This is a genomic window from Bradyrhizobium sp. RP6 (genome assembly GCF_003837805.1).
GTDB lineage: Bacteria > Pseudomonadota > Alphaproteobacteria > Rhizobiales > Xanthobacteraceae > Bradyrhizobium.
Map to the genome: position 1 here is coordinate 22,711 of NZ_RQIT01000004.1, position 20,289 is coordinate 42,999.

Below are 20,289 nucleotides of genomic sequence, written 5' to 3' on the forward strand. Positions count from 1 at the left end.
GGAGCTCCGTACGGCGCTGATCCGCCACGTCCGGGCAGGAAGCGGGGCCTGCCCGGACTGTCGTCGGCGGACAGAGCGACCTCAGACGACGTTGATCTTCTCGTAAATGCCTTCCGCGCCGATCTCCTTGGCGTAGGTGGCCATCACGGGATCGGCGAGCTTCTTCATGGCGTCCCGCTCTTCGAACGGAACGCGCTTGAGCTTGCCGGCCTTCTCGAGCGTGTCGAGCTTGACGACCTCTTCGCTCGACTCCAGCTGGCGGCCGTAGTCGCCGGCCTCCTTGCCCGCCTTCATGATCGCGTCCTGCAGATCCTTCGGCAAGGTCTTCAGCGTCTTCACCGAGAAGCAGATCGGCCGGATCGATACGGCGTGCTGGGTCAGGCTGAGATGCGGGGCCACTTCGTAGAACTTCATCGCCTCGACGCCGGCCGCCTCGTTCTCGCCGGCCGAGATCACGCCGTTCTGGATCGCGTTGTAGATTTCGTTGTAGGCGATCACGGTCGGGCTCATGCCGACGGCCGCAAAGGTCTTCGACCAGATCGGCGCCCCCTGCACGCGGACCTTGAGGCCCTTGAGATCGGCGAGGTTCTTGAGCGGCTTGTTGGCGAAGATGTTGCGGATGCCCCCGCCGGCGTAACCGATCAGAACGACCTCGGCCTTGGCCGCGACCTCGTCGGCGATCGGCGCCAGGATGTTGGCTTCGACGACCTTGTTCATGTGCTCGATGCCCTTGAACACGAAAGGCGCATCGATGAACGGGGCCGCCTTGGCGAAGGTCGACATGTGAGCCGGCGAGACGATGCCGTAATCGACCGCCTTCCCCTGCGACATGTACTCGAAATACTGCTTCTCGAGGCCGAGCGAGGAGTTCTTGTGCAGGGTGAAGTTGACCGGCTTGCCGTAGTACTTCTTCACCAGCTCCTCGAACCGGATCAGCGCCCGGTTGAAGGCATGGTCGTCATTGAACTGGACTGCGCCGTTCAGCGTGATCGGAGCTTGCGCCCTGAGGATCGACGGCATGCCAAGCGTGGCCGCCGCAGTGGTTGCACCGATACCAGCGAGAAATGACCTTCGCCTCATCGTCTCCCCTCCCTTTGATGCTCCAGCCCTGTCGCCGGGCCGTGAGCGCAGCCGCTCTGCGGCTTGCGAGAGGCAAGCGTATGAAAAACCGCAGCGCGACGGAAGTCCTTTCGCATGCGCTGGCGGTGCTCTTCGTCGCGGGGCTACTCCCTCACGACCTGCTGCACTGCAACTTGCGCTCCTGGCGGCGCGTGGCAATCCGAAAGGCGGCCTGCGTCCTGCCATCGCGAGGCCGTCGCGAAAATCGTGGCGCAGCCCAACTCGCGACCGTATGGTCTGCGCAAAACCATAGTCCGGCGCCGTTGCGCTGGAACCGGGACGCCCACGCTTGTCAAAGCTCACACTGCCGGTCCGGCTCGCCCTCCTGGTCGCGGGAACGATGTTGCCGCTGATCGTCTTTGCGGTCGGCCTTGCCTATTCCAACTATCGCCAGGATCGCAGCGAGGCGACGCGCCGGGTGCTGGAGACGGTGCGAAGCATGCGCCTCGTGCTCGACTCCGAGGTGCAGCGGATGACGGGCGGCTTGCAGGTGCTCGCGCTCAGCAATTCCTTGCAGAGCGGTGATTTCGAGGGCTTCCGCCGGCTGGCTGCCGAGTTCTCGAGCCAGTATGGCGTCGACAGCGTCCTGCTGTTGGCCGACAGATCCGGCCATCAGCAGTTTTCGACAGCCACGACGCAAACAGCGGATTTGCCCCCCCGCAACAATCGCGAGATCGTCGAGCGCGTATTTGCAAGCAAGGCGCCGCAATATTCCGACCTGTTCGTCGGTTCGACCAAGAAACGGCCGATCGTGACCGTGGAAGTTCCCGTACGGCGCAATGGCGAGGTCGCCTATGCGCTCTCCTTCAGTCCGCCGATCGCGCTGTTCCAGAAATTGGTCGAGCAGCAGCGGCCAAACGATCAATGGACGGTGTCGCTGCTGGACACCAAGGCTCGCGTGTTCGCGCGCACACCCAACCCCGCCGAGACGTTCGGCAAGCAGGCCTCCGGGGCACTCTACGATGAGATGTCCCGGACGCCGGAGGCGGCGCTTTCGACCGTTTCGCTCGACGGCGTCGCGCTGTCCTCCGCCTTCACCAGATCGCAGCTGACCGGCTGGACGGTCGTGGCCGGCGTCGCCGAGAGCTCGCTGATCGCGCCGCTCTGGCGCGACATCGCGATCACCAGCCTGATCGGCGGCATCCTGCTGCTGGTTGGCCTCACATTTGCCGTCAGGATGGCCACCACGATCGCGCGCGGCGAGATGCTGCACAATCTGCTGATCGAGGAGCTCAACCATCGCGTCAAGAACACGCTCGCCCTGATGCAGGCGATCGCGGTGCAGACCTTCCGCAGCGCCAGCCGGGACGAGCGGACCAAGTTCGAGGGCCGGCTCGGCGCGCTGGCCGAGGCGCACAACCTCTTGAGCCAGGAGAAATGGGCGGGCTCGGAGCTCCGGGACGTGATCGTCCGCGCGCTCCAGCCTTTCCTGCTGAGCAATTCCGACCGCATCCGCATGGCCGGCCCGGCCGTGCCGCTGTCGCCGCGGCTCGCCGTGGTGCTGTCGATGATCGTGCACGAGATCGCCACCAACGCCGCGAAATACGGCGCGCTGTCCAACGAGACCGGCCGGGTGACGCTGGACTGGGAAGTCATCGCTGATGCGCCGAAGCCGCGACTGCGGCTGATCTGGACCGAGACCGGCGGGCCGCCGGTGACGGCACCGATACAACGCGGCTTCGGCTCGCGCCTGATCGAGCGCAGCGCACGCGACCAGCTCGATGGTGAGGCAACCGTCGACTTCCTGCCGCGCGGCGTGGTCTGCACGGTGATATGCACGCTGGACTAGCCGTGATGCAGGCGTCCCCATGACGCATATCGCAACGCAGCACAGTCATGCTGCGACAATTGCGCTTGCCCGTACCCAATCATCCGATGTTAAACATCGGATGATTGTGAAGCTGCCGTGCGTCGCAGCCAATGACAAAATGAACCGGCCGCGACAGGCCGGACGGGAGAAACGTACGAGTGGCAGGAGCGCGCCCGAGCCCCGTCGACAAACTGATCAAGCCCGGCCGCATTCGCGCCGTGCTGACGACGCTCGGCCGCGAGATCGCCCAGGATCTCATTCCCGTCGGAACGTCCCTGCCGCCAGAGCCCGAACTCGAAACCCGCTTCGGCGTCGGGCGCGGCGTGGTGCGCGAGGCCATCAAGACTCTTGCCGCGAAAGGCCTCGTCAGCGTGCGGCCGCGCCACGGCACGCACGTGCTGCCGCGCCACGAATGGAGCCTGCTCGACCGCGACGTGCTGAGTTGGCTCGTCGGCCAGGACGAGCCGGACCGCGGCCTTCTGCTGGCGATCCAGGAGGTGCGCTCGATCATCGAACCTGCAGCCGCAGCTCTCGCCGCGGAACGCGCCACCAGGAACGACCGCTGGCGGATCGACACGGCCCTGGCCGCGATGCAGACCGCAAAGGACCAGGCCAGCGCCCTCGCAGCCGACAAGGCATTCCATCTCGCCATCCTGGACGCGACCCACAACCCGGTCCTCCAGGGCTTTCGCGGCGCGATCGACACCATCCTGAGCACCGTCTTCACCGTCGCCGTCGTCAGCCCCGGCGGCTGGTTCAGGGATAATCTGCCGAACCACGTGGCGGCGGCGCGAGCCATCGAGAGCGGCGACCCGGAGAAGGCGCGCGCCGCGATGGAGCGGCTGCTGGGCTACACCCGATTGAAGCTTTCGAAACGGAAGACGGCCATCGCCGCGGCCAGCCGTAAAACGGACGGATCGGCCCTGCGCTCGCCCAGGAAGCCGAGCCGCAAGAGCAAGAGGAAACGCCATGGACCGTGACACGAAAGGCTCGGCACAGATCCCAGCTCCGCCCGCGATCGCGAGAGGCGCCACCGACGGAGATATGCGATTGCACCAGACGTGGTTACGATATCGGGAATGATCAGCGTGAAATGCCGACACAGGCATGGCTGAGCGTCAGGGAGGTCAAATGCAGGTGACGGGCAGTCTGAAGGGCCGATCGTCGCGGCTGATCCGCAGCGTCAATTCGCTGGCGGGCGCTGCGATGTTCGTCGCGCCGCTGCTTGCGCTGGTCGCGATCTGGGCGATCGTCGTCCCGCTGTTCAACGTCAATCCGCGCGTGTTTCCCCCGGTCGCTGCGGTCGGCGCGGCCGCGCTTGACTCGATCCGCGACGGCACGTTGTTCGCCCATGTCGGCGCCAGCCTCTTGCGTGTCGGCCTGGGCACACTGATCGGGATCGCCGCCGCCGTGCCGCTCGGCATCGCCATGGGCGTCAGCCCGACGGTCGCGGCCTTCCTGACGCCGCTGTTCCGCTTCTTCTCGGTGCTCGCCGGCATTGCCTGGATCCCGATCGCGACGCTGTGGTTCGGCTACGGTTTTGGCGCGATCGTCTTCGTGATCTTCAACGCCGTGTTCTTCGTCGTCGCCTACAACACCCTGCTCGGCGTCAGGACCATCCCGCACACGCTGCGCAACGCTGCCGCCTCGCTCGGCGCCGGCCGCTGGGCGCTGCTCACCGAAGTGCTGCTGCCGGGCGCGCTCCCCAACATCGTCACCGGCATTCGGACCGGCCTTGGCTTCGCCTGGCGCGGGTTGATCGCCGCCGAGATGATCGCGACCAATGTCGGGCTCGGCTATATGCTGTTCGTCGCGCGCGACTTCTACCGCACCGAGGTGATCGTGTTCGGCATGATCGTGATCGGCGTGCTCTGGCTTCTGATCGACCGCCTGCTGCTGGTCCCGCTGGAACGCGCGACCATCGAGCGGTGGGGCATGGTGAGGCGCGCATGAATCTGATGCTGCAAATCTGGGCCGGCTACGCTCGCATGACCCGCCGCTGGCCGGGGATCTCCGCCATCATTCCTTTCATCCCGGTGCTGGCGCTGTGGACGGCGGTCAGCGAGTCCGGATTGTTTCCTCGCGCGTTCTTTCCGGGCCCGGGCGATGTGACGCGCGCGTTCTTCACGCTCACTTACAAGGGCATCCTGCCCGATTATCTCCAGGACAGCCTGATCCGGCTCGCGACCGGCGCCGCCGTCGGCATGGCGCTCGGTATTCCCTTGGGCATCCTGATCGGCACCAGCCGCTGGGCGCACCGCATCTGCTGGCCGGTGCTGCTGTTCCTCCAGGCCATCGGCGACATCGCCTGGCTGCCGATCCTCTTGATCTGGTTCGGCTTCGGATTGACGACGATGACCTTCGTCATCGTCTACACCGTGCTGTTCCCGGTCGTGCTCAACACCGTGCTCGGCGTCGAATCCGTGCCGCGGGACCTCGCGCGCGCCGCCTTGAGCCTCGGCGCCTCTCGCGCACGCGTGCTGTGGGAGGTGACGCTGCCGGGCGCGCTGCCCAACATCATCACCGGCCTGCGCAACGGGCTCGGCTATGGCTGGCGCGCGCTGATCGCGGTCGAGATGATCGTCGGCACGTCGGGCATCGGATTCATGATGTTCGACGCCCGCCGCGCCGGTTCGACCGTCGAGATCATCCTCGGCATGATCATCCTGGGATTGCTCTGGTACATCGTGGACGCCTGGATCCTCGCGCCGATCGAGCGCGCGACCGGCCAGCGTTGGGGATTGGTGACATCATGAAGACGCTCTCGCTGCGCAATCTCGGCAAGACCTATTTCGATCCCTATGCGGGCGCGCACGTCACCGCCGTCCACGACGTCTCGCTCGACGTCGAACCCGGCGAATTCATCTCGGTGGTCGGCCCCTCCGGCTGCGGCAAGACGACGATCCTGAACATGATCGCCGGCTTCATCCCCTATTCGAAGGGCGACATCCTGCTCGACGGCAAGCCGGTGCACGGGCCCGGCCCCGAACGCGGCGTCGTGTTCCAGTCCTTCGCACTGTTTCCCTGGAAGACGGTGCTCGACAATGTCGGCTTCGGCCCGAAGATGCGCGGCGTGCCGAAAGCCGAGCGCGACCGCATCGCGCGCGAATATCTGGCGCTTGCCGGGCTCTCGCACGCGGCGCACCGCTATCCCAACGAGCTCTCCGGCGGCATGCAGCAGCGCGTCGGCGTGGTGCGCGCGCTCGCCAACAACCCCGACGTCCTCTTGATGGACGAGCCGTTCGCCAGCGTCGACGCGCAGACGCGCATGACGCTCCAGGAGGAACTGACCCGCATCTGGCAGGAGCGCAAGCCGACGGTGATCTTCATCACCCACGACGTGCCGGAGGCGGTGTTTCTCGCCAACCGCGTCGTCGTGCTGTCGAAGGGACGCGTGCTCGACGAGATCGCGGTCGACCTGCCGCGGCCCCGGGTCTGGGACGACCTCGTCAAGGACGACCGCTTCAAGCAGCTCTCGGCGCGCGTGCTGCAGATGGTGCGCGCGGCATGAGCATCGCCTCCGAAGCCTTGCGATCATCCAAGGTGCGAATCGTGCTCGGCGCGATCGCCGCATGGGCGCTGTTTCAGCTCTGGCTGACGATCGCGGCGCCGTCAAAGATTTCGCCGGAGCTCAAGGGCACATCGGAGAAGGTGAACGTGCAGGTCGAGCTGCCGTTCATGCCGGAGCGCTTCCACGTGCTCGCGTTCCAGCAATATGGACGCGTCTCGGGCACGGACGAGCATTCCATCGAACTTCGCGGTGTCAAAAGAACGGACCTCAACGCCGTGGCCCGACCTTACTGGGTCACGGCGGTGGGGCCGATAAAAGAGGGAGGCTGAGGACATGAAACGACTGTTGCTGCTTGCGATCGCGCTTTTGGCCGGCATGGTGCCGGCGAGCGCCCAGACCTTGACGAAAGTGAAAGCGGGCATGGTCACCGGCATCGACCAGATCGGCTTGCCGATCGCGCTCGAGCGCGGCTTCTTCGAGAAGCACGGGCTCGACGTCACGATCGCGCGCCCCTACGCGACCGGCGTCGACGCGCTGAACGCGCTGCAGGCCGGCGAGAGCGAGATCGTGCAGGTCGGCGTGCCCATGATCGGCGCCGTGCTGCGCGGCATGGATCTCGTCGCGCTCGGCAATTACAGCGGCAACGCCACCAAGGCCGGCTCCGACGCAACCATGGCAATCATCGCGCGCGAAGGTTCGGGCATCGTCAAGGGCGACCTGTCGACGCTGAAAGGCAAGAAGATCGCGGCGTCCTTCGGCACGATCAACCATCTCTACATCCTGGCGACGCTGGAGAAGGCCGGCCTGAAGCCCGACGACGTGACATTGGTCAACACGCCGCCGCCGGACATGACCGTCGCCCTGCTCGCCAAAGGCATCGATGCATTCTCGGGCTGGGATCCCTGGCCGATCGTCGCCGGCAAGGATGTGCCGGGTGCGGTCGAGATCATCCGCGGGGGCGACGTGATTTCGTACATCGGCTTCAACGTCGCGCTTCGCCCCTGGGTGCAGGCCAATGGCGAGACCATCGAGAAATTCCTTGCAGCAGTCTCCGAGGCCGACCAATGGATGCGCAAGAACCCGAAACAGGCGGCGCAAGTCGCCACGCGCTGGATTCCGGGCCTGAAGCAGGAGGTCGCGGAAGCCGCGATGCAGTTCAACATCCAGCAGGCCGACCGCCGGCTGTCGGCGAACAATTACCGCGCGCTGTGGAGCGCCGAGGACCGGCTCTCCCGGCTCGGCATCCTGAAATCGACCTTCGACGTCAATGCGCATATCGAGCCGAAGCACATTCTCAAGGTCATGAAGGATCGTCCCGAGCTGTTCGCCGACCTGCCGCCGATCCCGGAGACGGCGGCGATCACGCCGGGCTATGTGTTCAAGCCCTGAGCCGGCGGCACACATCGAGATCGGCGCGCTCAATGCGCCGGTCTCGCCACGCATTGGATTATTGTTCGAGCGCGGCCTTTCGGAGAACCGCAGCACGGTTCTCCGAAGCGCGCCCTAACCGATCGTCTGCAGCGCCGGAAACGTCTCGAGCAGCCAGATGCTCACATTCGAGACCGCACCGGTGAGAAAGCCGATGCCGGTGATCACCATCAAGACGCCCATGGCGCGCTCGACATTGACGAGGTGGCCCTTCATGCGCGCGAACAGCGCTGAGAACTGTTCGATCATCAGGGCCGCGAGCAGGAAGGGAATACCCAGCCCCAGGGAATAGACCGCGAGCAGGCCGGCGCCCTTCGTCACCGTGGCTTCCGCCGCGGCGATCGAGAGGATCGCGGCGAGGATCGGGCCGATACAGGGCGTCCAGCCGAAGGCGAAAGCAAGGCCCATGATATAGGCACCCCAGAGGCCGACCGGTTTGGGGATCGGCAGCCGTCCCTCGCGCATCAAGAGGCCGATGCGCGTCAGGCCGAGGAAGTGCAGGCCCATGATGATAATGACGATGCCGGCGAGAATCGACAGCTCCGCCGACCAGGCACGGATCAGCCCGCCGACCAGCGAAGCGCTGGCGCCGAGCGCCACGAACACCGTGGAAAAGCCGAGCACGAACAGAAGCGCCGACATCATGATCGCGCGCTTGGAGGTCGCGACCGGCTCGTCGCTCTCGACATGCTCGATCGTGGCGCCCGTCAGGTAAACCAGATAGGGCGGAACCAGAGGCAGAACGCAAGGCGAGAGGAAGCTGACGAGGCCGGCAATCATCGCCGCCGGGATCGAAACATTTTGCATGACGCAGTCGGAGCCATCTCAGGTGCCGGCGCGGCACGCGGGGATGCGCGCGGCCCGGAGCACCGGCTCTGGTGTAGCGGATGCCGGAGAATGCGCAACCGAGGCGCACGAAAACCAGGGCCCCTCCCGATGCCGTCCGTGATCACAGATGCGGCATCGGGACGCGCACAAACCTCGCCAAAAAGCGAGATTCGGCGGCGCGGCTACTTCACCACGCGGAGCAGCGGACGCCGGGGCTGGTCCTGCGTCTGCTTGGAAGGGGTCGTCGGCTCGCTCATGGCGTTCCGCAACATTTCGTCGCACAGCGCCTTGAGATCGGCGCTGTCAATTCCTTTCAGTTTCATCCGCACGTCGAGAATGACGATGGACAGCATTTCGGCCGACTCGCGGCTGTTGCACTCATGGAGAGCCCTGCGGCACTCCTCGAGTGTTTCCAGCACCGACTGCAACTGTTCGTCTGAATACGACACTGGCGTTCTTTCCGTTAACTCGGCCTGCGAGACGTGTTTGTGGCGCCCCCTTTGGCCCGCATGAGAGACCAAAGATAGCACGAGGCTACTGCGCCTCCGAACCTGATTTCACTGTGTTTCTGCGGTGGGACCGCGGTTCCGGTCACAATCGATCTGCAGCACCATTGGCCATCACCGAACTGGTCCGGGAGCAAACGCCTTGCGCGGTGCGATCGATCCATCGCGGGAGATGGCATCTGCCTTCCCGCAAGAATTTCCATCGCAGACAGCGCCGGCAATCCCGCAGCCATTTCACGGCTCGCAACGGAACTCACGCCCCACCCCTCAGCCGGGCGATAGTCCGCCCGATCCCAACCCAAGACAGCACTCCAATACCGCCCACAAGTTGATAAGGATGACGTTCAAAACTCGTCATTCCCCAACCCGTCGTGGTTGTGGTTTGCGTCAGATTCTGCCACTTTAGCGACCTAAAGGAAATTGTATGCACTCCTTGGCGGCAAGGGGCGTTCCTCTGGCGGAACGCCCAAAGACAAATCTCAGCGGCCTCTCGGATTGGGATACGGCCCGCATATTCCTGGAAGTCGTCCGATGCGGAAGTTTCCGCTCGGCGGCCGAACGCTTGTCGCTGTCGATCAACGCCGTGCGCCGGCGGATCGACGATTTCGAACGCCAGACCGGCACCACCCTGTTCACCCGCGACGTCCACGGCACCCATTTGACCGATGAGGGCGCCCTGGTGGTCTCCGCCGTCGAGCGCATGGAGGCAGCCACGTTCGACGTGCTGCGCGCCAGCGATTCGATGGCCAATGCCCTGTCCGGCGAAGTCCGTGTTGCCGTCACCGAAGGGCTGGGCACGTTCTGGCTGGCCCCGCGCCTGGTCGAATTCCAGCAGGCCTATCCGAAGATCCTGGTGGACCTGCATTGCGCGATGCGCTCGGCCGACGTCTCGCGCCACGAGGCCGACGTCGCCATTCATCTGTCGCGTCCGTCGGCACTCGACATCAAGCTGGTGCGGCTCGGCCGCATGCATCTGATGTTCTGGGCCTCCGAGAAATACATCGAAAAGCATGGCGCGCCGCGCTCGGCGGCGGAGTTGATCAAGCATCGCCTGGTGCTGCAATTCGCCGACCAGCTCGCCGCCAAGGAATCTTTCGAGAGCTTCTTCCCGGGCGTTTCGGAACGCGACCTTCTGGTCATGAAGACCAACGTCTCAAGCGCCAACTACTGGGCCGTCGCGAATGGCGCCGGCATAGGCGTATTCCCGAGCTATGCCATTGCGCTTGGCGGGAAGCTAGTTCCACTGGAAGTCGAGCTGAACCGATCGCTGGATATCTGGCTGTCCTACCATCCCGGTAGCGGCCGTATTCCCCGCGTGCGGCACATGATTGACTGGCTGATCGAGGCTTTCAATCCGGCTCGCTTCCCGTGGTTTAAGGAAGAGTTCGTGCACCCGCATGAATTCAAGGACTCGTACATGGGCGAACCCCTGACCCAGCTCTTCGGGGGATTTTCAACCGAAGAACAAAGGTGAAGAGAGAGATGAAAGCAGCGGCGAAAAGAATGAAGCAGCGCAGTGCGGGCAAGCCGGACATTGAGCTTGGCAAGCGGATCCGCCTGCGGCGCGTCGAGATGAAGATCTCGCAGGCGGAGCTCGGCGAGAAGCTGGGTGTCAGCTTTCAGCAAGTCCAGAAATATGAGAAGGGCGTCAATCGCGTCGGCGCGGCTCGGCTTCAGCAGATCGCCTCCGCCCTCGATGTGCCAGTGACCTTCTTCTACGATGGCGACAACAAGGCTCGCGAAGTCGAGAGCCTGCTCTTCCTCGACTCCGCCTTCAGCCTGCGCTTGCTGCGCGCCTACAGCAAGATCAAGGACCAGACGGTGCAGCGTCAGCTCGTCTCGCTGATGGAATCGATCGCGGCGAACGAGAGCTGAGGTCGATCGGGATCTGGCCTTTACGGCCGATGTTCAATCCGCCGCGTCACGGGGCGCGGCCGGATTGAACGAGATCCGGCGAGATATGTTTCGCGCACCGCGCGGTCTGTTTTGCAGCGGCCTGGCCGCGCTTTGGCGGTTTGCCGCCATTCGTCGAACATGGCGCGCCATGCAATCACAGCACAGGCGGATGCAAGCTCGCCTCCCCTGCGCCGGTTGACCGCGGCGGCGGCTGCGCCGCACATTGCGCTCGGCCACCGACAAGCGAGCGCGCAATGTCCGACATTTTCAGCACGACCGGAACTCCTTACGCCGACGGCAAGATCCTCAAGCACTCGGCCGGCGGCGTCGGCGTGATCACCTTCAACAATCCCGACAAGCGCAACGCGATGTCGCTGGAGATGTGGGAGGGATTTGGCGAGGCGCTGACGGCCTTGCGCGACGACGACACCGTGCGCGTCGTGATCCTGCGCGGCGCCGGAGGCAAGGCGTTCGTCTCGGGCGCCGACATCGGCCAGTTCGAGAAGGCCAGGCACAACGCAGCGGCTTCCGAGGCGTACGCCGAGCGCAGCGCCGCCCAGCGTGCGCTGCTCGCCGACTATCCCAAGCCGACCATCGCCTGCATCGACGGCTATTGCCTCGGCGGCGGCATGCAGGTGGCGATGCTCGCCGACATCCGCCTGGCCGCGCACGGCAGCCAATTCGGCATTCCCGCAGCCAAACTCGGCATCGCCTACGGCTATGACGGCTTGCGGCATCTGGTGTCGCTGGTCGGCCCGTCCTGGGCGCGGCTTCTGATGTACACGGGCATGCGGATCGATTCCGCCGAGGCGCTACGCATCGGCCTCGTCGAGCGCCTGTTCCCGGAGGACGAGCTCTGGGGCGAGACCATGGCGATCGCCGAGACGATCTCGCAGAACGCCCCGCTCGCAATCAAGGCCGCCAAGATCACCATCGCGCAGGTGCTGAAGGACGAGAGCCGGCGCGACATGGAGGCGATCAAGGCGATCGGCAATGCCTGCATGGACTCGGAGGATTTCCGCGAGGGCCGGCAGGCCTTCATGGAGAAGCGCAAGCCGAAGTTCCGGGGTCGCTGAAGCTGAACCGGCGTTCAGGTAGATTAAATTCCTCGTGCAACCTTGCGCAGCCGCAACCACTTGATGACGCGAAAGTTCTCCCGCCACCAACGAGGGAGATTACGATGACACTGAAATTTGCTGTTCTTGGTCTTGCTGCCGTCGGCGGTGTGGCCCTCGCGTCGGGACCGGCCTTCGCGGCAATGCCAAACGGCATCCCGCAGACGGACAAGATTGCAAGCGGTCCCGCGTCCGAAGTCGAGCAGGTGCGTTGGGTGTGTAACCCCTGGGGCCGCTGCTGGTGGCGCCCGAACTATTATCGCGCCTACGGCTATTACGGCGGTCCGCGCTTCTACGGCCCGCGTCCGTGGGGATGGCGCCATCACCATCACTGGCGCCGCTGGTGAACGACAAAGGGGCCCTCGGGCCCCTTTCCTTTGATTACAGCGCCGCGAGCACTGCCTTCGTGATATCCGCCGTGCCGTTACTGCCGCCGAATTCCATCGGCTTGATGCCGCCGGCATAGACCTGGTCCACCGCGCGCGCGATGGTCTCGCCCGCCTCGGCCGCGCTCTCGATGCCATGCTTGTCGGCGAGCCAGTCCAGCATCATCGCCGCAGACAGGATCATGCCGGTGGGATTGGCCTTGCCCTGCCCCATGATGTCGGGGGCGGTGCCGTGGCACGGCTGGAACACCGCGTATTTGTCGCCGATGTCGGCCGAGGGCGCCATGCCGAGTCCGCCGATCAGGCTGGCGGTGATGTCGGAGACGATGTCGCCGAACATGTTCTCCATCACCATCACGTCGAAATCCCAGGGACGCTTCACCAGCATCGCCGAGCAGGCATCAACATAGAGGCGGTCGGTCTTCACCTCTGGATGCTTCCTGGCGATCTCGTCGAAGATGCCGCGGAAGAAGGCAAACGCCTTGAACACGTTCGCCTTGTCGACGCAGGTGAGCATTCCCGGCTTGCCGCGCGCCCTGCGCCGTTCGGCCAGGCGAAACGAGAACTCGAACAGGCGCTCGGACGTCTTGCGGGTGATCACCATGGTCTCGCGCGCGTCCTCATGGGTGACGACGCCCTTGCCCATCGAGGCGAACAGGCCTTCGGTCGATTCCCGGATCACGACCAGATCGATGCCGCGCTGGTCGGCGCCGACGATCGGGCTCGGCACGCCCGGAATGAGCCGCGCCGGACGCACGCCGGCATAGAGATCGAAGATGAAGCGCAGCTCGATCTGCGGCGCGATCTCGGTGTTGTCGGGGTACCGCACCGACGGCAGGCCGCAGGCGCCGAGCAGGATCGCATCCGCCTCCTCGCAGAGCCTGATCGTCGAGTCAGGCATCGATTTGCCGGTCGCGAGATAATGGTTGGCGCCGGCCGGCGCCTCGGTGAAGCGGAAGCGCAGACCCGACTTTTCGCCGACCTTGCGCAGCACCTCGAGCGCCGGCGCCATGACCTCGGGACCGATGCCGTCACCGGCGAGCACGGCAATATGAAAGGCGTTGTTTGCGGACATGGGGTTCCTGTAGGGATGCGTCATCCCGGGGCGGCTCGAAGAGCCGAACCCGGGATCTCGAGATTCTCAGGTGCGCAATTGCGCAACGTAGGTCGGTCATTCGGACCGCCCCGGAATGACGGAGGTTACTACGGCGTCAGCACCGTGCGCCCGACCACGGCGCCCTGCTGCAACTGCAGCAGCGCGTCATTGGCCTTGGCGAGCGGTTGCCGCGTCACCGGGATCGGCGGCACCTTCTTCGTTCGCACGAGTTCGAGCAACTCCTGCGTCTCGCGCAGATTGCCGACATAGCTGCCCTGGATCGTCACGGCCTTGATCGGAATCAGTGGCAGCGCCCAGGTCGCGCCACCGCCGAACAGGCCGACGATGACGAGCTTGCCACCCTTGGTCAGGCAGTCGAAGCCGAGCTGCGTCGTGGCGGCGTTGCCGACAAGGTCGATCACGGCGCGGATCGGGCCGCCAGCTTTCTTGGCGAGCTGCTCCAGCGCGTCCGGCGCCTTGGAATCGACGGTCGCCAGCGCGCCGGCTTTCTCGGCGGCCTCACGCTTCTTCGCGTCGATATCGACCATGATCGCGCCCTTGCCACCCATGGCCTTCAGCAGCGACAGCGCCATCAGGCCGAGGCCGCCGGCGCCGAACATCACGATCGGCGTGTCGAAATGCTGCTCGACCTTCTTCAGTGCGCTGTAGGTGGTGACGCCCGAGCAGGCATAGGGCGCGGTCGTCGCGGGATCGAGCCCCCGGAGGTTGAGCAGGTAGCGCGGATGCGGCACCAGCATGTGGTCGGAATATCCGCCGTCGCAATAGACGCCGAGCGAGCGCGGCGTGAGGCACATGTTCTCGTCGCCGGCCAGGCATGTGGCGCATTTGCCGCAGCCGATCCAGGGATAGACCAGGCCGACATCGCCGACCTTCAGATCGCCCTGGTTGGTCGGCTTCACGTCGGGACCGAAGGCGAGGACTTCGCCGACGGTCTCGTGCCCCATCGTGAGCGGCAGGTTGATGCCGCGGTCCTTCAGTGACAACGGCTTGCGGCCATGGCCGAGATCGTAGCCACCTTCCCAGATGTGGAGATCGCTGTGGCAGACGCCGGCCGCCTTCACCTTGATCAGCACCTGCGTGCCCGATGGCTGCGGCGTCGCCTCGTCGACCTCCTGCAGCGGCGCCTTGAAATCGGCAACCTTGAAACTCTTCATTGGCGTCCTCCCGGAATGCTTCTCGTTCCTGCGCAGCATGCCATGACCGGCGAGACGAGACAAACCCGGGAGCGGTCTTAGTTCAGGCCAGCGGATGATGGCAAGCGGCGAACTGGCCGGGTGCGATCTCGCGCAACTCCGGTATCTCCGCGCTGCATCGCTGATCGGCCCGCGGGCAGCGGGTGCGGAAGCGGCAGCCGGACGGTGGCGCAATCGGTGATGGCGGCTCGCCGGTCGCCACGCTCTCGGCGGGACGTACGTCCGGATCTGGCACCGGGATCGCCTGCAGCAACAGGCCGGTGTAGGGATGCGCCGGCTTCGCGAACAACTGCTCCGACGGACCGACCTCGCAGAGCCGGCCGAGATACATCACCGCGACGCGGTCGCTGACCGCTTTGACCACGGCGAGGTCGTGGGCGATGAACAGCAGCGTCAAACCGAAGCGCGCCTTCATCTCCTCCAGCAGGTTGAGGATCTGTGCGCGGATGGAGACGTCGAGCGCCGAGACCGGTTCGTCGCAGACGATGAACTCCGGATTCAGCACCAGCGAGCGCGCGATGCAGATGCGCTGGCACTGGCCGCCGGAGAATTCGTGCGGCACGCGGTTCGCCACGAGATCAGGATCGAGCCCGACCGCAGAAAGCACCGCGTGAACCCTGCGTTTGCGCTCGGCGGCGTCCTTGATGCCGGAGATGATCAGCGGCTCGGCCACGATGTCGCCGATGCGACGGCGCGGATTGAGGGAAGCAATCGGATCCTGGAAAATGAGCTGCACGCGGCGGCGCATCTTTCGCAGCGCCTCGCCCTCCATGGCCGTGAGGTCCTCGCCGTCGAACAGCACGCGACCTGATTTGGCGCGGCGCAACTGCAGCACCGCGCGCCCGAGCGTCGACTTGCCGCAGCCGGATTCGCCGACCAAGCCAAGCGTCTCTCCGCGTGCGACCTTGAGGCTGACACCGGAGACGGCGTGCACCGTCTTGTTGCCGAGACCATATTCGACGACGAGATTGTCGACGTTCAGAAGCGGCTCCGGGCGCACGGCAAGCTGCATCATGCGCCGATCCTTTCCGTCATTCGGATCGGATGGAAGCAGGCATAGAGGTGCCCGGGCATCTCGGCGCCTTTCAACTCCGGCTTGGCCTCGTGACAGCGTGGCCCGGCATAACGACAGCGCGGCGCGAAGGAGCAGCCACGAAGCGGCCGCGTCGGATCGGGCGGCCGGCCGGAAATGGCAGGCAGCGGCGTATGCGGCGCGGTCTCCAGCTTCGGGATCGCGGCCAGCAGCGCCTCGGTGTAGGGCATGTGCATGCGCCTGAACAGCGCCTGTGTCGGCGCGCGCTCCACCACCCGGCCCGCATACATCACGGCGACCTCGTCGGCACGGCCGGCGACGACACCGAGATCATGGGTGATGATGATCATGGCCATATGCCGGCGGCGCTGCTCGCGCGCGAGCAGATCGAGTATCTGCGCCTGGATGGTGACGTCGAGCGCGGTGGTGGGCTCGTCCGCGATCAGCAGCTTCGGCTCGCAGGACAATGCAATCGCGATCGCGATGCGCTGGCGCATGCCGCCGGAACATTGGTGCGGATATTGCGCAAGCCGCTGCTCCGGCGCGGGAATGCCGACGGCCGCGAGCAGTTCGATGCTGCGCTTGCGCGCCGCCGGGGTATCCAGCTCCAGGTGCTCCTGTATCGTCTCCACCAATTGCGTACCGATGGTCAGTACCGGATTGAGCGAGGTCATGGGATCCTGGAACACGACCGCGAGATCGCGCCCGCGCAGGCGACGCAGTCTTTCAGGCGCGAGCCGCACCAGGTCCTGACCATCGAACATCACGCGCCCCGTCAGCTTCGCCTTCTTCGGCAGCAGCTGAAGCACCGCCCGCGACAGCATGGTCTTGCCGCAGCCGGATTCGCCGACGATGCCGAGCGTGCGGCCGGCCTCCAGCGACAGATCGACATGATCCACAGCACGCAAATTGCCGCGCGGAGTCGGCAGCTCGACCGCGACGTCCTCGATCGTCAGCAGCAGCGCGCTCACAATGCCCCCTGACGCGGATCGGTCAGTGCCCGCAAGGTGTCGCCGACCAGGTTGAAGGCCAGCACGGTCACAAACAGGGCCGCCGCCGGCAGGAAGGCGAGCCGCGGCGCGACGTCGAGACTCTCGCGCCCCTCGCCGATCATGCTGCCCCAGCTCGCCATCGGCGGCGGCACGCCGAGACCGAGGAAGGACAGCGCGCCCTCGACGACGATGGTGACGGCAACGCCGAGCAGGAAAAAGGCGAGCAGCGGCAGGATCACGTTCGGCAGCAGCTCGCGGAGGAGGATGCGCGCATGGCTGGCGCCGAGCGCCTCGGCGGCGATCACGAACTCGCGCCGCGCCAGGGTCAGCGTCGCCGCGCGCGCCACCCGCATGAAGGCGGGAATGCCGAGCACGCCAAGGATCAAGGTGAGATTGGGGATGGACTGGCCGAGATAGGCCGTCACGGCGAGCGCGAAGATCAGCGGCGGAAAGGCCAGCAGCACGTCCATGCTGCCGACCACCAGCGTCTCGAACCTGCCGCGGAAATAGCCTGCCAGCAGGCCGAGCGCACCGCCGAGGACGAGGCCGATCATTGGCGCAATGAGCCCCACGGTTAGCGACACCCGCGCGCCAAAGATCAGCCGGGCGAGCTCGTCGCGGCCGAGCCCGTCGGTACCGAGCCAGTGCTCACTAGAGAACGCGGCGCGGCGCTCCAGCATGTCCATGTCTACAGGGTTCTGCAGCGGCAGCACCGGCGCGAGGATTGCGAGTGCGAGAATGATGGCGAGCCAGCCGCTCGCGAGCCAGAACAGGAAGCCGAGCCTGCGCCCGCCGCGAACGGGCGCGGACGCTGCCTCGTCCTGAATGGACAGCTCAAGCGTGGCCATGGCGGATCCTCGGATCGAGCACGGCGTAGAGCATGTCGACAATGAAATTGACGATGACGAAGCCGCAGGCGACCAGCAGCACCACGCCCTGGAGGATGACGAGGTCGCGGGTGTAGATCGCCCCGACCAGCAGCCGGCCGATGCCGGGCAGCGCGAAGATCGATTCGACGATCAGCGTGCCGCCGAGCAGGCGGCCGATATTGATGCCTGTCACCGTCACCAGGGTCAGCGACGAAGGCTTGAGCGCATGCACGAACAGGATGCGGGATGGCTTGAGGCCTTTTGATTTCGCGAGCGCGATATAATCCTCCTGCAGGGTCGCGATCATGTCGGAGCGCAGCACCCGCATGATGCCCGGCCATTCCGCGAGCGCCAGCGTCAGCGCCGGCAGCACGAAGAAGCGCAGATTCGCCAGCGGCTCCTCGGTGAACGGCACATAGCCGGTCGCGGGCAGCCAGTGCAGCTCGACCGCGAACAGATAGATCAGCAGGATCGCGGTGAGAAAAGAAGGCATCGACAGCATGGCGAAGGCGCTGCCGGTCATGAAGCGGTCGAAGGCACTGCCGGCGCGCGCGGCGCAGGCGATCGCAACGGGAACACCGATCAGGAGCCCGATGAATTCGGCCATCAGCATCAGTTGCAGCGAGACCGGGATGCGCTCGGCGACCGCCTGCAACACCGTCTGCCCGGTCCGGAACGAACGGCCGAGATCGCCCTGCAACACGTGGCCGAGCCAGCTCAGGTAACGCCACCACAGCGGCTGATCCAGCCCCAGGTCACGCCGCAGCGCCGCGACATTCTCCGGCGTCGCCTGGTCGCCGAGGATGACGAAGGCGAGATCGCCCGGCAGCAGCGAGGCGATCAGGAAGGTGAGCAGCGAGACGGCCAGCAGGACCGGCAGGATGGCGAGAAGCCGCCGCGCGACGAAGTTCAGCATCGCGTGGTCATTCCAGCCAGGTGTTCGAGACGTCGATCACGCCGTTGTAGATCTTCGGAAAGCCCTTCAGCTTGGCGCTCGACAGCGCGTAATAGGTGTTCTGGAAGGTCCAGAACCAGATCGCCTCCTTGTTGATCAGGCGGCTGATGGCGCAGTAGTCCTCGGTACGCTGGCCGAGGTCGGCGGTGACGCGCGCGTGGTCCAGAAGCTTGTCGAGCTCGGGATTTGAGAAGCCGGAGAGCGCCAGCGGGCTGCCGCTGCGGAAGTTCGCGTACATCTGCGGATCGGGATCGGCGAGATCGACGATGCGCCACGGCGTGAGCTGGAACTGGCGGGTGAAGGCACGCGACGGAATGGTGGCCTGGTCGACCTGCTCGATTTCCATGTTGGCGCCGACGCGCTTCCAGAACTGCTGGAGCACCTGGCCGATCATGCGGCCGCGCGGCGTCGCGGTCACCAGCATCTTGAACTCGACCGGCTTGCCGTAATCCTTGATCAGCGCCTTGGCCTTTTCGACGTCGAACGGCAGCGCGCCGTCGTCCTTGCACTTGACCCAGGAGCCGTCGCCGTAAGGATTGCTCGCCGGCCGGCTGAGGCCGTTGCTGATCGCCTGTGACATTTTCGGACGGTCGATCGCCATCACCAGCGCCTGGCGCACGCGGACGTCGTCGAACGGCGCCACCTTGGTGTTGAAGGCATAGACCTGCGCGCCCGAGCCCTTGTAGGTGTGCACGGTGAGCTTGGGGTCCTTCTGCGCCTTCATGATGTTGTCGGCGTCGTTCTCGTCGTCCCAGATGATGTCGGCCTCGCCCGATTGCAGCGAGGCGAAGCGCGACTGCGCGTCGGGCAACGGCTCAGGACGATGCGGTCGAGATACGGGCGCCCCTTGTCCCAGTAGTTGGGATTCTTCTCCAGCACCATGCGGTCGCCGGCGGTCCAGGATTTCAGGATGTAGGGACCGGTGCCGACGGGATTGCGGTTGTAATCGTCGCCCTTGGTCTTCCAGGCGGTCGGCGAGTGGATCGCGTTGTTCTGGCTCTGGATGGTGATCACCGCGGGCAGGTTCACCGAGGGATCGGTGAGCTTGTAGACGACGGTATACTCGTCCGGCGCCAGCACCTCCTTGACATTGGTGATGTAGAAAGCGCAGCGGCACTTGTTGGCGGGATCCTTCTGCCGGTCGAAATTCTCCTTGAAGGCTTGCGCGTTGAACGGCGTGCCGTCGTGGAATTTCACACCCTCGCGCAGCTTGAAGGTCCAGGTCATGTAATCGTCGGAATGGGTCCAGGACACCGCGAGCTTTGGCGCGGCCTCGCCCTTGTCGTTAAGCGTGGTCAGCGTGTCGAAGATCGCCGCGGCCGCGGTGAAGGTGGAGGTGTCGTAGACACCGACCTTGAGGGGATCGAAGCCCGGGATATCCAGCTCCTGGCCGACCGTGATGCTGCCACCCGGCTTCTGAGCCTGGGCGGGCCCGGCCAGTGCAAACGCCGCAACGAGGAGAATCGGCACGTGCTTGCGCACTGCGGCAGCAATGTTCGTCATGGTTCCTCCCGGGATCCCGCGTCCGATG

The 20,289-nt window shown here is 65.2% G+C and carries 22 protein-coding genes; 11 read left to right on the top strand and 11 right to left on the bottom strand.

Translation table 11 applies throughout. The annotated features are described in order from the left end of the window. Positions 1-81: 81 nt before the first annotated feature. Positions 82-1,080 carry a TRAP transporter substrate-binding protein gene (locus EHH60_RS11060; RefSeq protein WP_124159506.1) on the bottom strand — a complete coding sequence of 333 codons (999 nt, stop codon included), beginning with the start codon at positions 1,078-1,080 and terminating at the stop codon, positions 82-84. 379 nt (positions 1,081-1,459) lie between these two features. Between EHH60_RS11060 and EHH60_RS11065 the strand changes: the two genes are divergently transcribed. From EHH60_RS11065 to EHH60_RS11095, 7 genes are all read left to right on the top strand, one after another. Then, positions 1,460-2,908 (top strand): sensor histidine kinase, encoded by a 1,449-nt coding sequence (locus tag EHH60_RS11065; protein WP_124159805.1) that lies wholly within the window; start codon positions 1,460-1,462, stop codon positions 2,906-2,908. Between the two features lie 179 nt (positions 2,909-3,087). Further along, positions 3,088-3,909 carry a FadR/GntR family transcriptional regulator gene (locus EHH60_RS11070; protein ID WP_124159507.1) on the top strand — a complete coding sequence of 274 codons (822 nt, stop codon included), beginning with the start codon at positions 3,088-3,090 and terminating at the stop codon, positions 3,907-3,909. A gap of 151 nt (positions 3,910-4,060) precedes the next feature. Further along, positions 4,061-4,882, top strand: coding sequence for an ABC transporter permease (locus EHH60_RS11075; protein ID WP_124159508.1), 822 nt, complete (start codon positions 4,061-4,063; stop codon positions 4,880-4,882). After that, on the top strand, positions 4,879-5,685 hold the full coding sequence (locus tag EHH60_RS11080) for an ABC transporter permease (RefSeq protein ID WP_124159509.1): 807 nt from the start codon (positions 4,879-4,881) through the stop codon (positions 5,683-5,685). Before EHH60_RS11075 ends, EHH60_RS11080 begins: the two co-directional genes overlap by 4 nt. Beyond that, positions 5,682-6,440 carry an ABC transporter ATP-binding protein gene (locus EHH60_RS11085; RefSeq protein ID WP_124159510.1) on the top strand — a complete coding sequence of 253 codons (759 nt, stop codon included), beginning with the start codon at positions 5,682-5,684 and terminating at the stop codon, positions 6,438-6,440. Before EHH60_RS11080 ends, EHH60_RS11085 begins: the two co-directional genes overlap by 4 nt. Before the next feature lie 41 nt (positions 6,441-6,481). Further along, positions 6,482-6,769: a hypothetical protein gene (locus EHH60_RS11090; RefSeq protein WP_245454457.1), complete on the top strand. Its 288-nt coding sequence runs from the start codon at positions 6,482-6,484 to the stop codon at positions 6,767-6,769. Between the two features lie 4 nt (positions 6,770-6,773). Next, a complete protein-coding gene (locus EHH60_RS11095; RefSeq protein WP_124159512.1) occupies positions 6,774-7,829 on the top strand; it encodes an ABC transporter substrate-binding protein in 1,056 nt (351 codons plus the stop codon). Between the two features lie 114 nt (positions 7,830-7,943). Here the strand turns inward: EHH60_RS11095 and EHH60_RS11100 are convergent, their stop codons facing one another. Then, on the bottom strand, positions 7,944-8,675 hold the full coding sequence (locus EHH60_RS11100) for a cytochrome c biogenesis CcdA family protein (protein ID WP_124159513.1): 732 nt from the start codon (positions 8,673-8,675) through the stop codon (positions 7,944-7,946). Between the two features lie 203 nt (positions 8,676-8,878). Then, positions 8,879-9,145, bottom strand: a complete 267-nt coding sequence (locus tag EHH60_RS11105) for a hypothetical protein (protein ID WP_124159514.1) — start codon at positions 9,143-9,145, stop codon at positions 8,879-8,881. Between the two features lie 481 nt (positions 9,146-9,626). Here EHH60_RS11105 and EHH60_RS11115 point away from each other — a divergent pair, with 481 nt between their 5' ends. The 4 genes from EHH60_RS11115 to EHH60_RS11130 all read left to right on the top strand — a co-directional run bounded on the left by EHH60_RS11115 (position 9,627) and on the right by EHH60_RS11130 (position 12,560). Further along, positions 9,627-10,676, top strand: coding sequence for a LysR family transcriptional regulator (locus EHH60_RS11115; RefSeq protein WP_124159516.1), 1,050 nt, complete (start codon positions 9,627-9,629; stop codon positions 10,674-10,676). A gap of 29 nt (positions 10,677-10,705) precedes the next feature. Further along, positions 10,706-11,077, top strand: a complete 372-nt coding sequence (locus EHH60_RS11120) for a helix-turn-helix domain-containing protein (RefSeq protein ID WP_020608151.1) — start codon at positions 10,706-10,708, stop codon at positions 11,075-11,077. A 275-nt stretch (positions 11,078-11,352) separates the two neighbouring features. Then, entirely contained in the window at positions 11,353-12,174 is an 822-nt protein-coding gene (locus EHH60_RS11125; RefSeq protein ID WP_124159518.1) for an enoyl-CoA hydratase, read from the top strand. 104 nt (positions 12,175-12,278) lie between these two features. Next, positions 12,279-12,560, top strand: coding sequence for a hypothetical protein (locus EHH60_RS11130; RefSeq protein WP_124159519.1), 282 nt, complete (start codon positions 12,279-12,281; stop codon positions 12,558-12,560). A 34-nt stretch (positions 12,561-12,594) separates the two neighbouring features. Here the strand turns inward: EHH60_RS11130 and EHH60_RS11135 are convergent, their stop codons facing one another. From EHH60_RS11135 to EHH60_RS38535, 8 genes are all read right to left on the bottom strand, one after another. After that, a complete protein-coding gene (locus EHH60_RS11135; RefSeq protein WP_124159520.1) occupies positions 12,595-13,674 on the bottom strand; it encodes an isocitrate/isopropylmalate dehydrogenase family protein in 1,080 nt (359 codons plus the stop codon). Between the two features lie 128 nt (positions 13,675-13,802). Further along, complete coding sequence (locus EHH60_RS11140) at positions 13,803-14,870, bottom strand: alcohol dehydrogenase (protein ID WP_124159521.1); 1,068 nt, start codon at positions 14,868-14,870, stop codon at positions 13,803-13,805. Between the two features lie 82 nt (positions 14,871-14,952). After that, positions 14,953-15,924, bottom strand: a complete 972-nt coding sequence (locus tag EHH60_RS11145; RefSeq protein ID WP_124159522.1) for an ABC transporter ATP-binding protein — start codon at positions 15,922-15,924, stop codon at positions 14,953-14,955. Then, complete coding sequence (locus EHH60_RS11150) at positions 15,921-16,913, bottom strand: ABC transporter ATP-binding protein (protein ID WP_124159523.1); 993 nt, start codon at positions 16,911-16,913, stop codon at positions 15,921-15,923. The genes EHH60_RS11145 and EHH60_RS11150 overlap by 4 nt, the downstream gene beginning before the upstream one ends. Next, positions 16,910-17,782, bottom strand: coding sequence for an ABC transporter permease (locus EHH60_RS11155; protein ID WP_124159524.1), 873 nt, complete (start codon positions 17,780-17,782; stop codon positions 16,910-16,912). Before EHH60_RS11155 ends, EHH60_RS11150 begins: the two co-directional genes overlap by 4 nt. Next, a complete protein-coding gene (locus EHH60_RS11160; RefSeq protein WP_124159525.1) occupies positions 17,769-18,719 on the bottom strand; it encodes an ABC transporter permease in 951 nt (316 codons plus the stop codon). The genes EHH60_RS11155 and EHH60_RS11160 overlap by 14 nt, the downstream gene beginning before the upstream one ends. A 7-nt stretch (positions 18,720-18,726) precedes the next feature. Beyond that, positions 18,727-19,569, bottom strand: a complete 843-nt coding sequence (locus EHH60_RS11165) for an ABC transporter substrate-binding protein (RefSeq protein ID WP_283811818.1) — start codon at positions 19,567-19,569, stop codon at positions 18,727-18,729. Next, positions 19,479-20,261, bottom strand: coding sequence for an ABC transporter substrate-binding protein (locus EHH60_RS38535; protein ID WP_283811819.1), 783 nt, complete (start codon positions 20,259-20,261; stop codon positions 19,479-19,481). Before EHH60_RS38535 ends, EHH60_RS11165 begins: the two co-directional genes overlap by 91 nt. Between the last annotated feature and the right edge of the window lie 28 nt (positions 20,262-20,289).